The following is a 14,563-nucleotide window of genomic DNA, read 5'->3' on the forward strand; positions in this document are numbered from 1 at the left end:
GGTTCACGCGAACTCGGGGGCCTTCCGAGGCATCTGTTCACTCATGGGGGTGGGAGTCTATGATGTCGGACTCGCGCGGTGCCCTACGCCCCCGAGGCCCGCGAACCCCTGGCTGTTCGTGCCGCTGCCTGTGCGCGGACCACGACGGTGCCCTGTCGGACCTGGAAAGCGAGTACTTCGGGACGTGGCCAAACAACCTCGTGAGTACCTCCGGTGGGACCTGCTCGACCGCCCCGACGACCCCGTTCCGTGGCAGACGAGTGATGTCAGATCCCTGAGCAGGTTCTACGAGAGGCTGTCGGACGCCGCCGAACAGGCCGCCACCGACATGCGGCGCCTCGAGGGCGACTCCCTGGGTGAGGGCGACACCGTCGCGGCCCTCAAGGAGCTCGTGAACGAGCTGCCCAAGCACCTGGACAAGGCCCAGGAGGCCTACGAGAAGGGGTACAGGGCCCTCGACAAGTGGGAGATCTCCCTCGGAACGGCCCGCCAGGACAGCGCGGCCATCGTCCGCCAGGCCTCCGCGGCCTACACCGCGCTGGAGGACACTGACGCCTGGAAGAAGAAGGTCGACGGTGAGGACCCCGAGCGGGACGCGTTCATCACCAAACTGACCAACGTCCTCAACGACATGGACGAGGCCGCCCGTGAGTGCGCCGACGCCCTGGAGGAGGCCAAACAGGGCAGCCCGCGCAAGCTGTGGGGCTGGCTGGACAAGATCGTCACGTGGGTCGAGGACAACCCGCTGCTGTACGCGGTGGCCATGGTCGTCGCGGGTCTGGCGGCCATCTTCATTCCCGGACTCGGTATCGCCCTGGCCCTGACCGTCCTCGCGATCAGCGCCGCCTCGCTGCACAAGGAGGGCAAGCTCGGCTTCAACCGGGAGTCGCTGTTCACCCTGGGCATGGACGCGATCTCCCTGATTCCGGGCGGCGCCCTGCTGCGCGGTGGACGTGCGGTCGGCAGGGTGGCCGGCGCGACGGCCACCCGTGTTCCCGGGCGTGTGGCGGGCGGCGTGAGCCGTGCGGCCTCCTCGGTCCGCAGCGGAGCCAGCCGTGCGGTTCCCGCCCGGGTGAGTCGGGCGGCCAACACCACGGGTGGGAAGATCGCGACGGGTATCGCCAAGGACAGCGCGGCCAGCATGGCCTCGTCGGTCACGGTGCAGGTCGCGGGTGAGGGCAAGAGCCTCAGTGATATCAACTGGACCAACGAGGCCCTGACCGCGGTCGGGACCAGCGCCGCCGGTTCCACCGTCGGGGTGCTCGCGGACAACGGCTCGCTGCCCAACTTCTTCGGGGGCGGTTCGGGCGGTGGGGGCTCCGACGGCGGGGGGACCGACCCGGCAACAGGGGCCGGTGGGTCGGACCCGGCCGGAACCCAGGGTTCCGGCGGAGGGAGCGACACCGGCGAGGGTGGTCAGAACCCGGCGGGAGGCCAGGACGGAGGCCCCGCCACGGGCGAGGGCCGCACCGGGGAGGCGTCACCGGACGCGGCGCTCACCGACCCTGACGCCGGTCCCGCGCCCATGGGCGGCCAGGGGGACCCGGTACCCCAGCAGGCTGGTCAGGGTGAGGCGGAGCCGCAGGCCGCTGCCGCCCAGGCTGGTGCCGGTGGTCCGGTTCCCGAGTCGGCTGGCGCCGGTGCGGAGTCCGGTTCCACGAACGCCGTTGGTGACTCCGAGTCCGGTTCCGGCGGTGCTGGTGCTCCCGTTGCTGCCGTGGGTGGACCTGGGGATTCCGTGCCTGCTGCCTCGGCCGATGCGGGCAGTGCGGGTGGGACGCCAGCGTCAACGAACGGTGCTGGTCAATCCTCACCTGAATCCGGCAGTGTTGGCGTGGCGTCCGCGCCCACGGGCGGGGACGCCACGCCAGCGTCGACGAATGTCGCTGGTGACTCCTCGACAGGCACCAGCGGCACCTCCACCGCCGAGTCGGACGGTAGAGGGGACTCCTCATTCGCCCCCGATCACGGCCCAACGGACACGGTCGGTACGGGGGACTCCGCGACCGGAGCGGCGGACGTGCCGGGCCCTCACGACACCGGAGGGAACCAGAGCGACCGGGGCGACGGAACCGAGCCCCGAGAGGACTTCGCTCCGCCCACCCGGTCCGGGAGCGGCATGAACACGCCCCAGCCGCCCGCCTCACCTCGGGCTCGGATCGCAGAGCCCGGAGAGGTGGACGTCGCGCCCGCGAACCGCGACGGTCAACCCGATACCCCGTCGACCGGGGTGCGCTCCAACGAGAGCACCGAGACTCGGTCGGGCGTGGACGAACCGAACCCCGCGCCGCGAAGCGCCGACCAGCACCCGAACACGGCAGAGCAGCGGACCCCGGAACGGGCACCCGGCGAGGCCCAGCCCCGCCAACGCGCTGAGGACACCCAGGCCCCTGACGCCCCGCGTGGTGACGGTTCCGGTGCCTCCGCGCAGGACGGTCCGGTCGTCACCCACACCCGCACCAACGGCCAGGGCGAGTTCACCACCACGCGCGGCGCCGACGGTGAGCAGAACGTGGCCTACCGCTACCCGGCCACCCGCGAGGGCGGCTCGGACTTCACCATGAACGTGACCCGTGACGGTGTCGACGTCAACGGCACCAGCGTGCGCAGCACCGGGCGCGGGTTCGACGTGTCCTCGGCGGACGGCTCGTCGGTCCGCGCCCAACGGGACGGCACGGTCCGCGCGGGAGAACTGGAGGTGACCGGTCCCGGCGGCAGGGGGCGTGCCTCCTACCGCGACGGTGAGCTGACGGTCTCCACGAGCGACGGGGACGTCTCCGTCTCCCGGGACCCGAACGGCAGCGAGGTCCGGACCGGGGACGGCCTGACCGTCCGCCAGGACGCGGACGGCCTGCGGGTCAGCCACACCGGTGACGGCCCCGTCGACCTCAGGACCAACGGTGGCGGACCCGACGTCACCCGGTCGGCGGTCGACAGCACGGGGCGCGCTCCGCGTTCCCAGGTGACGGACCCGACCACGGGCAGGAACGCCGAGGTCGGGGTCGACGGCTACCGGGTCGACGTCCCGGGTGGCGGCTCGCACGGCTTCGACCGCGCGGACGGGACGGTCCGCGTCACGTCGGGTGGAGCCCGCGCCGAGGTCCGGTCCGATTCGGCGCACCTGTCCCACGCGGACCGGGGTGTGGACTTCGATCTACGCCAGGACGGCACCGGCAGCGTCAGAGGCGGCCCCTCCAGCGCCGAGATCCGCGCGGACGGCGGCATCGACCTGCGGTCGTCCACCCACGGGGACGGGAACGACGCGGCCCTCAGCCAGGTGGCCGACGGCCGGGGCGGCACCCGCCCCGTGTTCAGGTCCGGGAACGTCACCGCGGAGCCGGGGCAGGTCAGCTTCGACCACGGTTCCCGCGTCCAGATCGTGGACCACCAGGGAACGACCGCGATCCGGGTGGTCGACGGCGGCCGACAGCGGACCTACGACATGGACGGAAGGCCAGTGCCGGGCGAGACCTACCCGAGCCTCCCCCTGGACCCGGCCACCGGCACCCCCTCCCTGGCGGTCAGTTCCCCGGACGGTCGCACGCTCACCAGGGTGACGATCGAACCGGGGCGTGGCGGCGACGGGACGGGACCGGCCCCCGCGATGCGCGTCGAGAGCCCGTACGGCTGGTCGGTGCGTACGTCCGGCGACGGGGACATGACCATGGCGGCGCCGGGCGGAAGGGAGAACTCCCTGGAGGTGACGCGTCGAGGCGACGGCTCCGTGGCGGTGAACACCAGGGACGGGAGTCACCGGGCCGACAACGGTGGCGGACGGCTCAGCGTCTCCGGGCCCGAGGGGCTCAGGGGCGACACCGACGGAGACCGGGTTCGGGTGTCCGACGGGGAGGCGACCACGACCGCCCGCACGAACGAGGGCGGCGCCATCCCGGGCGAGAGGGTGGCCGGGACCAGGAGCGACAGGGAACCCCGCCCACCGTTCGGGGAGAGCTCGCAGCACGAGAACTCGGTGTCCACAAGCGAGGGAACGAGCGTCTGGGCCAGGGGTAACGAGGTCAATACGACGATGGGCCCGGGCCGCGAACCCGGCACCGTGAACTCCGGCGGCCGGGCCGTGGAGGTCGGCTCCGACGGCCTGACGGCGCGGGGCACCGGTCGCGACTCCGACACGTGGGCGGTGTCGACCAGCCCCGACGGGACGCGCGGCAGCAACGGTGCGCAGAGCATCGAGGTGACGGCCAGGCCCGGTGGGCCCGGAGTGCAGAATCCGATCCACACGGGCAACGGCCGGTGGCCTCGGTTGCGTGACCCGTTGGTCTCGCCCGATCAGATCCGGTTCGAGTCCGGCGGGAACGTCTCGGGCACCCGGTCGGCCTCCGGGCGCGCCGAGGTTACCGACGGATCCAGCGGAACGACGGTCCGGGACGCCCGGGGCGGGGTGCGTGTCGACTCCGGCGGCGGCCCCGAGCTGCGCGTCACCGAGGGCCACGTCCGCGTCACCGCGCCGGACGGGGTCCAGCACCGGGTGGACATCCCGGGTTCCGGGGCCGACGGAGCCCCGGCCCGCCCCGACCGGGACGGCGGCGCGCGCACCGCTCCCCCGATGACGGACGACGGCGACGCCCCCGCCCGGCAGGACGGCGACGCCCCCGCCCAGCGGGACGGCGACGCCCCCGCCCAGCGGGACGGCGACGACACCGCCCAGCGGGACGGCGACGACACCGCCCAGCGGGACGGCGACGACACCGCCTCCGGCGGGGACGACCGGCGCGACTCTCCGGGGCCGGAACGCCCGGACCCTGATCCGGTCACCACGCTCCGGGACACCCGGAGGGCGGCCCTCGACGCGATCCCCTTCGAGCTGTTCAAGAACATCCTCAACGTGGTCGCGGGAACGGGATTCGACTTCGCCCGCCATTTCGCGGCGGAGACGACCGGACTGGACTGGCTCTCGGACGGCATCGCGTTCGGTCCCGACGGGATGCCCAATCCCAGCTACGTGGTGCAGTCCTTCATGCAGCTCGGAACTGCGATCCCCAAGGCGGCGGCCGAGGGCAGGTACGGGGGCGCCGACGGCCTGCCCGGCTTCCCACTGGAGCTGAGCCACCAGGCCATGCGCAACAACCTCCGGGACGAGTATCTGGACGAGTTCCATGAGGACTTCCGCGAGGGGGAGAAGGTCGAGGAGCAGCTCGAGGTGCTTAACAAGCTGCTCACCGAGGAGAACCTCAAGGAGTACGAGGCCACCCGCAACACCGATCACTCCAACTCCAGTGCGGTCGAGGAGCAGGAGCGGGCGGACCGCTTCCTCGCCGATGCCCAGGCGCAGAGGAGGGTCCTCGAAGCAAGGCTCGCGAAGCTCTACGACGTCAGCCTGGAGGACGTGGAGAAGATGCGGGACCAGGGCTGACACCGCACGGCCGAAGCACGCACGAACCAGGAAGGGGGTCGGATGGCCACCATCGTCAGTATCGACACGGACGCCCTGATCGACATGCGGGGGTCGCTCAGCAGGATCCAGAGCGCCTTCGCCGAAGCCGAGGAGGGCGATTCCTACCGGAGCCCCGAGGACCGGGCCGAGGACATCGGTCCGGGCAACCTGGTCGACAAGGCCAAGGACTACGGCAAGGACTGCAAGAAGAACTACGAGCGCCAGGCCGAGGACCTCGGGGCCCTGCTCCAGGCACTCACCCCCGTGATCGAGACCTTCGAGGAGGCGGACGAGGAGATGGGCAGGAGCCTGACCGACAAGGAGCAGGGCGCCCCGCCTCCCGGTCACCCCAACCAGTCCGCCGTCTAGCCTGACCGCGGAGAGCCACACCCGCCCGCACGAGGAGAACCGACCGCCATGCCCTACCTGTTCGAGGAGGACGTCCCGAAGCGGGACATCCTGTTCGACTACGCGCTTCCGGAAGGCTGGAAGCAGTACGACCTGTCCGGCGACTCGCTCGCCGAGATGCGCGCCAAGGTCCTGGAGGCGTACGGGAACCGGCCGGAGGAGGCGGAGGCGCTCAACGAGCTGATCGCCGACATGTCCAGGGTGACCGACGAGGCGACCGGGTCCGGGCTGATCTCGGCCGCCGGGACCTTCGAGGAGTACGACGACGGGTTCTTCATGGCGACCGTCTGCGTGTTCGCCTTCCCCGCGGGCAAGGGCCCGCACGCCATCGACCCGCTGCGCCTGGTCGACTACGTCTACCAGGATTCGGCCACGGCGCGCGAGGGGACGTGGCTGAACAAGACCGTCGTCGACCTGACCGAGTCCGGGCTGGGGCAGTGCGGTCGTATCTACGGTGTCACGGACTACGACACCGACGAGGCGATCCTGCGCACGGTGGCCATGCACACGGCCATGGAGTACCCGGGCCTGGACAAGCGGATCCTGGTCAGCTGCACCAGCCCCAACTCCCGCGAGGTCGACGAGGTCCTGGACCTCTTCGACGCGATCACCGGCTCGGCTCGGTTCTGGGAGCGCGACGTCCCCCCGGCCGAGGACACCTGAGTCTGCGCCGACCGGTGCAGGTCGGCGGGTTCCGGGGTGAACCATCACCCGCGAACACGTATCAGCCACAATGAGCACAGAAGGGCTCCCGGACCCCGGCCGGACGCGGCCGCCCCGAGAGCACACACACGAGGAGAGACACATGCCCGCGTACAACGTCGACAGTGACAAGACAGAGGAGACCTCGGGCTCCCTCACCCAGGAGTTCAACGAGTTCACCGAGCGTCTCCAGTCCATCAAGAACAAGGTCGACGCGCTGATCTCGGACGGCTACAGCACCCCCGCCGCGGAGAAGCACTTCCGCCCGTTCTTCGAGGACTTCAACAGCGGCTTCGAGGACGTCAACAAGGGCCTTGAGGGCATCGCCAAGTACCTCAAGCAGGTCGGCACCACCTTCAGCGAGACCGACGAGAAGCTCGGCGAGGGCCTCAAGGGCTGACGGCCCCGAGCCGCCCCGACCCCCGCACTCCTTGCGGGCTCCCGCCCCGCACCGAGCAGCCCCGCCCCGCACGCCCGCGCCGGACCCCACGCCCCCTTCCGGCTCCCGCGCGGGCGCGGGGCGCGACGCGCGGACCCCACCGACCGCCGCGTCGGCAGACGTGACCCGCCCCTGACGGCAGAGACCCGGAAGCAGTCCCCACCGTGCGCCTTCTCTTCACCGCGACTCCAGCCACCGGCCCGTCCGTGGACGGACCGAACGGCTCCGGCCCCGTCGCCTCCTCCCCCCTGCGGCTGGACATGCTCGTCGACGCCGACCCCAGCGCCACGGTGCGCCAGCTCACCGAGGTCGTGGACCCGGTGGTCCGGACGATGCCGCGCGTCGACGGGCAGGAGGTCCCGCTCTACGTCGGTGACCGGCGCGTCGATCCGTCCGTGTCCCTCGCTGACGCCGGGATCCTGGACGGGTCGGTCATCGGTGTGGGCGGACCCGCCGAGGTCAAGGCGGAACCCCCGGGCGTGGTGGAGGTCCGGGTGGTCTCCGGCCCCGACGCCGGGCGGGTCGTCCGGCTCGACCCGGGCGACTACGTGGTCGGCGACCACGAGAGCGCCGTGCTCGTCGTCGACGCGGACGGCCACTGGGCGCGGATCCGCGTGTCCCCTGACGGCACCGTCACCATCACGGGTACCAGCAGCGGGCCGGGCACCTACCTGGAGCGCGACGAGGTCGCCCCGAACACCGCGTGGCCGCAGGGGGAGCAGCTCACCCTGGGCGGGACCCTTTTCGAGGCGTGGCCCAACCACCGGCCCGACGCCTCCGTCGTCACCTCCGAGGACGGCACCGGCCTGGACTACAACCGTCCGCCCCGTCTGCACCCCGCGCCCACCAAGACCAAGTTCAAGCTGCCCACCCCGCCCGAGCCGCCGGACAAGCCGATCGCCCAGCTGCTCATGATGATCCTGATGCCGATCACCATGGCGGTCGGCGGCGCGCTCATCATGAACCGCCCCCAGATGCTCCTCATCGGTCTGCTGGCGCCCGTCTCCGTGCTGTTCATGCAGTTGATGCAGCGCAGGACCACCAAGGCCCGCTACGAGAAGCAGCTGCGCGAGTTCGAGGAGAAGACGGAACGGGTCACCAGGGACGCCCGTGACGCCCTCGTCTCCGCGCAGCGGCGCCTGCGCGACACCTGTCCCGACCCGGCGGCGGTCCTGCTGCTGTCCACCGGCCCGCGTTCCCGCCTGTGGGAGCGCCGCAAGATCGACGAGGACTTCACCCAGCTGCGCGTGGGCACCGGCAGCATCCCCTCCGAGGTGGTCCTCATGGACCCCACCAAGGACGACCACCGCAAGGAGGTCACCTGGGACATGCGGGACGTGCCGGTGAGCGTGTCGGTCAGGGACAACGGCGTCGTGGGCGTGGCCGGGACCGGCGAGGGCGCCCACGCCCTGGAACGCTGGCTGGTCGCCCAGCTCGTCGCCCTGCACAGCCCCGCCGAGCTCCAGCTGTACCTGCTGTCCATGGAGGGCGACCACACCCGCTGGCGGTGGACCCGCTACGTGCCGCACCTGCGCGGGGACCTGCCCCAGCTCTCGCTGGGCCGGATCGGCATCGACGCCACCACGTGCGCCCGCCGCGTCTCCGAACTCCTGATGATCCTGGAGGCGAGGGGCAAGGCCACGCGCGGAGCCGTCGACGACGAGCCCGCGATCGTGGTCGTCCTCGACGGCGCCCGCCGGATCCGCTCGCTCCCCGGGGTCGTCCAGCTGCTGCGTGAGGGTCCCGAGGTCGGCATCCACGTCCTGTGCCTGGACGCGGAGGAGCGGCTGCTCCCCGAGGAGTGCCGGGCCGTCGTCAGCATCACCCCGCACGGGATGCGCCTGCGCCGGACCTCCTTCGACAACGTCGAGGACGTGCGCGCCGACGTCCCCTCCGCCGCCTGGGCGGACCGGCTCGGACGGGCCCTGGCCCCGCTGCGGGACAGCAGCGTCGGCGAGTCCGGCGGGTCCCTGCCGCGCAGCGCGCGCCTGCTCGACGTGATCGGCCTGGAACCGCCCAACGGCGACGCCATCGCGGCCCACTGGGCGAGCGGCGGGCGGAGCACGGTCGCCACCCTCGGGCTCGGCCTGGACGGCCCCTTCGCCGTCGACATCCGGCGGGACGGCCCCCACGCGCTCATCGCGGGCACGACGGGTTCCGGCAAGTCCGAACTCCTCCAGACACTGGTGGCGTCGCTGGCGGCTGTGAACCGCCCCGAGTCGATGTCGTTCGTGCTGGTCGACTACAAGGGCGGCAGCGCGTTCAAGGACTGCGTGGACCTGCCGCACACCGTCGGCATGGTCACCGACCTGGACACCCACCTGGTGGGACGCGCCCTGGTCTCGCTCGGCGCGGAGCTGCACCGACGCGAGCACATCCTGGCCAAGGCCGGAGCGAAGGACATCGAGGACTACCTCGAACTCCTGGACCGCGACCCCCGCATGCCGCAGATGCCCCGGCTGATGCTGGTCATCGACGAGTTCGCGTCCATGGCGCGCGAGCTGCCGGACTTCGTCAAGGGCCTGGTCAACATCGCCCAGCGCGGCCGCTCGCTCGGCATCCACCTGGTGCTGGCCACCCAGCGTCCCGGCGGCGTGGTCACCAACGACATCCGCGCCAACACCAACCTGCGGATCGCGCTGCGGATGACCGACGAGACCGAGAGCCGCGACGTCATCGACGCCGCGGAGTCCGCCCACATCGGGATCGACACCCCCGGACGCGCCTACGCCCGGCTCGGCCACGCCTCGCTCCTGCCGTTCCAGTCGGGTCGGGTGGGCGGCCGCAGGGTCGTGGCCGTGGAGAACGCCTCCGCCCCCGTCGCCCACGCGGTGAAGTGGTCGGACCTGGCACTTCCCGCACCGATCGCCGCCAAGGAGAGCCAGCAGAGCGGCGACGTGGAGGCCACCGACCTCACGGCGTTGGTCGCGGCCGTCCGGGAGGCCACCGAGCAGGTCGGCGCGCGTCGCCAGCCGAGCCCCTGGCTGGAAGCGCTGCCCACGTCGCTGACCCTGTCGACGCTCCTGCGGGGGCGGCCCCCGCAGGCGGAGCCCGGGGTCGTGCGCCCGGTGCCGATCGGCCTCATCGACGTCCCGGCGCAGCAGCGCCAGATGCCGTACACGTTCGACCTGGCCAGAACCGGACACCTGCACATCATGGGGTCGGGCCGCACCGGCCGCTCCCAGACACTGCGCACCCTCGCCGCCTCCCTCGCACTGGGCCACCACCCCGACGACGTGCACATGTACGGCCTGGACTGCGGCAACGGCGCCCTTCTGCCCATGGAGAGGCTGCCGCACTGCGGGGCGGTCGCCCAACGCACCCAGGGCGACCGTGTCGTGCGCCTGCTGGGGCTGCTCGGAGAGGAGCTGGACCGTCGGCAGAAGCTGCTCGCGGCGCACGGCTGCGCCGACCTGGAGGAGCTCCGGGCCAAGCTGCCGGGCCAGGAGCGACCGGCCCACATCGTGCTCTTCATCGACCGCCTGGACGCCTTCGAGCAGGCCTTCGGCGAGTACAACTACGGCGCACTGGTCGAGGACGTCACCACCCTGATGAGGGACGGTGCGGGCGTGGGCGTCCACGTGGTCGCCACCGGTGACCGCCTGCTGACGCGCACGAAGTACTCCTCCACCACGGAGGACCTGCTGGTCCTGCGCTGCAACGACAGCGGAGACTACGGTTCGGCCGGGCTCCAGGCCCGAGCGCTGCCCGAGGAGGTCCCGGACGGGCGGGCCTTCCGCGCGGGCGACGCGTTGGAGGTCCAGATCGCGCTGCTGACGAAGAACCCGCAGGGCGCGGCCCAGGGCGCCGAGCTCGCGCGCATCGCCGAGTTCGTCTCCCAGCGCCAGCCCGGCGTCGGCCCGCGGCCGTTCCGCGTCGACGTCCTGCCGGACCAGCTGACCTTCGCTGACATGTCCCGCTACCGGACCCGGCCTCCCCGCCCGCTGCACGCCCTGATCGGGGTCGGAGGCAACGAACTCACCGCCGTCACCGCGGACCTGTCGCGGATCCCGACCTTCCTCGTGAGCGGTCCGCCCCAGTCCGGGCGGTCCAGCATGCTCACGACCATGGCCGCGTCCCTGCTGGAGGGAGGGACGGAGCTGCTGCTCGTGACCCCGAGGGGATCACGCCTGGCCGACCTGCGCAACGAGCGCGGGGTGCGGGCCGTCATCGACGCCGCCGAACCGAGGCTGTCGCAGCTGCACGAGGCGCTCGGGCGCTTCGAGGCGGACACGGCGGTCGTGGTGATCGACGACGCCGAACTGCTGCTCCAGAGCGACCTCGGCAAGGAGTTCACGCGGATCGCACGCGGCATGGTGGGCGCGGGCTGGGGCATCGTCGCGGCGGGTACCAACGAGGCGCTCCAGGGCGGCTTCAACGGCTGGCACGTCCACCTCAAGCGCAACCGGATCGGTGCGCTGCTCTCTCCGCAGAGCCAGGCCGACGGCGAGGTCCTGGGACTACGCCTGCCCAAGGGGGTGTCCAGCCCGAGGCTCACCCCGGGGACCGCCTACCTGCACCTGGGTGACGGCAGGGTCCAGCAGGTGAGGGTGCCGATGCCGTGACCCGCCGGAGCCGGGGTGTGACGACAGATACCTTGTGCGCGAGGTTTGAGGCGCTAGTATCCACCTACTCCCCTTGGTCCCACTTGTCCTCCCTGTTCTCGGTGGGCGCCTGACCCCGCTGCCAGAGTCAACCGTCCCACCCGTATGCCGATCAGGATCTGTTCCCAGTGAACCCAACCCCCTCAGCCGTCTCACTTCCCGTCACCGCCACCGACCTGACCTCCACCGACCCCGCGAGGATCGGCCCCTACCAGCCCCTCAAACGCCTGGGGGCGGGGGGCATGGGCGTCGTGTACGCGGCCCGGACCGCCAGCGGCGAGCTGGTCGCGGTCAAACTCATCCACCCCGAGTACGCGGCGGACGAGGAGTTCCGGGCGCGCTTCACACGTGAGGTCGACCTGCTCCGCAGGGTGGGCGGCGCGTGCGCGGTGCCCCTGCTGGACGCCGACACCGGGGCCGAGCGGCCCTGGCTGGTCACCCCGTTGGTGCGGGGCATGACGCTCAGCGCTTACATGCGCAAGCACGGAGCCCTTGACGAACAGCTGCTGATCGGCCTCGCGGCGGGGGTCGCCGAGGCACTGGCCCAGATCCACGAGGCGGGTATCGCGCACCGCGACCTCAAGCCCGCCAACATCGTCCTGTCGCCCGAGGGCCCCCGCGTCCTCGACTTCGGAGTGGCCCGGGCCGTGGACCAGACCGCGCTCACCCGGACCGGATCGGTCATGGGCTCGCCCGGGTGGATCAGCCCCGACCACTACCAGGGCAAGCCCGCCAGCACCGCCGACGACATCTTCGCCTGGGGCGCCCTGGTGACCTACGCGGCCACCGGACGGCCGCCCTTCGGCAGCGGGGACCCGGCCGCCATCGCCCACCGGGTGATCAGCGGGGAACCGGACACCGAGGGGTTCACCGGTCCGCTGGCCGACCTCGCGCGGCAAGCGCTCCAGAAGGAGGGCGCCCAGCGGCCGACGGCCCTGCAACTGGTCTCGGAGATGGTGTCCGTGACCCACCCCGGACGGTCCTTCGCGCCGGTGGCCTCGGCCGAGGCCGCTGGCAGCGTGATGGGCGCCCTGGTCGACAACAACTGGCACGGCGTGCAGACCGCACCCGAACGCGAATTCGCGGTGAAGACGGCCGGGGGCGCGGGCGCTGGCAGGGCCCTGGCCTTGGCCGGCGCGGTCCTGGGTGCCCTTCTGCTGATCGCCGGACTCGGGATCGGGGGTGTGGCCCTGGCCAACAACTGGGACTCCCTGCCCGTCGCCGCGTGGTTCTCCGGAGGCGAGGACGACGAGGGCGGGGACACCGCGAAGGAGAGCTCCGACGAAGAGCAGAGGCGTCCCGGCCCGGTCGGCAAGGAGCCCACGGAGGAGGCCTCGCCCTCGGACGAGCCCTCGGAGGAGGCCGGCGGCGAGGACGACGAGGACGACGCTGGCGACGAGGGCGAGGAGGACGGTGGTTCGACCACCACCATGGCCACGGTCGGCGCCGGGGTGAGCGCCTCGGGATCGCGCCCGGCCGGTGACCACGTGGTGGCCTTCCAGCCCGCGGGCGGATCCGGCCAGTACGCGGTGGTCGACGGCGCCACGGTGGTGTGCGCGTGGAGCTTCTGCCAGGAGGAGGGAGGCGGAGTGGCCGACGGCGCCGCCGGAACGGTCTCCTCCAGCCCCGGCGCCCTGACCGGCTACGTCAACTCCGGAAGCCGCACGGTCTCGGCCGAGGTCACCTACACCGAGAGCGGCGGCACCGTCACCATCACCCGACTCGTGGAGCACCACAAGACCAGCGGTAGCGGAACCCCGCCCTGGTAGGAGGAGCACAAGTGCTGAAGTCTCTCACCCGCCGGATCTCCTGCGGGCTCACCGTCGTCCTGGTCGCGGCCCTCGCCAGCCCGGCCCCGGCCTCCGCCGCCTCCTACAGCGGGGAGTGCGGGAGCGGGTACGGGGTGGTGAACTCGGCCTCCGTCCCCGGGGGCACGGTCCACCTGGCCTACAACAACTCCAACGGCAGGAACTGCGTCGTCGTGACCCGGTCCAGCCCCGGTTCCGCGATGAACATGGACGCGTCCCTCAAGCGCTCCGACTCCACCTCCTGGAAGACCGACCCGGGCAGCTTCACCACCTACGCCGGTCCGGTGTACCTGGACGCCGCGGGTCACTGCGTGGACTGGGGCGGTTCGATCGGCGGCGAGTGGGTCGTGCGCAACGGCACCAACTGCGGCTGACCCCGAGAACGTACGAGGACCCCGCCGCACACACTGTTCGGCGGGGTCCTCGTACGTTCCCGGCACTCCGGGGTGCCCGGGTCAGACCCGGTAGAACGAGAAGGAGCCGTACTGGGAGATGCTGACCTCCCACTCGGTGACGTCACCGGTCTCCTCGTCCAGGCTCTGGCACAGGAAGGGAGCCTCGCCGCCGGTCTCACCGCGCTCGACGTCGGAGTCCATGTCGCAGAGCACGAGCTCGGACTCGGCGCTCACCCGGAGGCTGTCCTCGACGACCTCGCGAACGAGCGGCCCCTCGGGCATGTCCCACTCGTAGTTGATCAGGATGCCCGAGGAACTGATGTCGATCGAGTACTCGAACTCCTCGTCCAGGAAGGTCACCGTGCAGGTGACGGACTCCCCCTCCTCACCGGCGATCTCGGGGCAGGTGGAGGTGGCGTCGGGATCGGTCACGGAGGCGAAGGTGGAGATCCGCTCCAGGGCCTCCCAGGCGATGCGGTCCCCCAGGGGAGCGGAGGAGTCGGGCTCGGCGGGCAGGTCCGTCTCCGGGTCGATCTCGGGTGCCTCGTCGGGGATGGGGCCCTGGTTGAACGAGGAGGCGTCCACCTCGACCGCCTCCTCCTCGACCTCCTCGACGGCGGCCGTGTCGGGCTGGGCGGGCTCGGGGTCGTCGCCGCCACAGGCGGCGAGGGCGAGAGCGGAGCCGGCGGCGACGAGGCCGAGGGCGACACGGTGGCGGCGGGTGGAGTTCAGCATGGGACATCCTGTCGGGAGAGCGGGTTGGGGTATCCGCTTGGGTCCCTGACCGGGGCTTTTGGTTCTGGAACGGGTCCATG

Annotated in this window: 8 protein-coding genes; 7 read left to right on the top strand and 1 reads right to left on the bottom strand. The window is 71.8% G+C overall.

The genetic code is table 11. The features are described from left to right. The first annotated feature begins 184 nt into the window (after positions 1 to 184). The 7 genes from BDW27_RS27175 (at position 185) to BDW27_RS23445 (ending at position 13,727) form a co-directional block, all read left to right on the top strand. Positions 185 to 5,371, top strand: a complete 5,187-nt coding sequence (locus tag BDW27_RS27175; RefSeq protein ID WP_146223295.1) for a hypothetical protein — start codon at positions 185 to 187, stop codon at positions 5,369 to 5,371. Positions 5,372 to 5,413: 42 nt separating this feature from the next. Next, a complete protein-coding gene (locus tag BDW27_RS23420) occupies positions 5,414 to 5,761 on the top strand; it encodes a hypothetical protein (RefSeq protein WP_110051752.1) in 348 nt (115 codons plus the stop codon). A gap of 48 nt (positions 5,762 to 5,809) precedes the next feature. Beyond that, positions 5,810 to 6,463, top strand: a complete 654-nt coding sequence (locus BDW27_RS23425) for a hypothetical protein (RefSeq protein WP_017544248.1) — start codon at positions 5,810 to 5,812, stop codon at positions 6,461 to 6,463. 142 nt (positions 6,464 to 6,605) lie between these two features. Next, positions 6,606 to 6,902 carry a WXG100 family type VII secretion target gene (locus BDW27_RS23430; protein WP_017544247.1) on the top strand — a complete coding sequence of 99 codons (297 nt, stop codon included), beginning with the start codon at positions 6,606 to 6,608 and terminating at the stop codon, positions 6,900 to 6,902. Between the two features lie 203 nt (positions 6,903 to 7,105). Further along, positions 7,106 to 11,506 carry an FtsK/SpoIIIE domain-containing protein gene (locus tag BDW27_RS23435; RefSeq protein ID WP_110051754.1) on the top strand — a complete coding sequence of 1,467 codons (4,401 nt, stop codon included), beginning with the start codon at positions 7,106 to 7,108 and terminating at the stop codon, positions 11,504 to 11,506. 167 nt (positions 11,507 to 11,673) lie between these two features. Beyond that, positions 11,674 to 13,314: a serine/threonine-protein kinase gene (locus BDW27_RS23440; protein WP_110051755.1), complete on the top strand. Its 1,641-nt coding sequence runs from the start codon at positions 11,674 to 11,676 to the stop codon at positions 13,312 to 13,314. An 11-nt stretch (positions 13,315 to 13,325) separates the two neighbouring features. Beyond that, on the top strand, positions 13,326 to 13,727 hold the full coding sequence (locus BDW27_RS23445) for a hypothetical protein (protein ID WP_017544244.1): 402 nt from the start codon (positions 13,326 to 13,328) through the stop codon (positions 13,725 to 13,727). 81 nt (positions 13,728 to 13,808) lie between these two features. On the opposite strand, the gene BDW27_RS23450 is transcribed toward BDW27_RS23445, so the two are convergent. Then, a complete protein-coding gene (locus tag BDW27_RS23450; RefSeq protein ID WP_110051757.1) occupies positions 13,809 to 14,483 on the bottom strand; it encodes a hypothetical protein in 675 nt (224 codons plus the stop codon). Between the last annotated feature and the right edge of the window lie 80 nt (positions 14,484 to 14,563).

Origin of the sequence: Nocardiopsis sp. L17-MgMaSL7 (genome assembly GCF_003182025.1) — a bacterium.
Taxonomy (GTDB): domain Bacteria; phylum Actinomycetota; class Actinomycetes; order Streptosporangiales; family Streptosporangiaceae; genus Nocardiopsis; species Nocardiopsis prasina.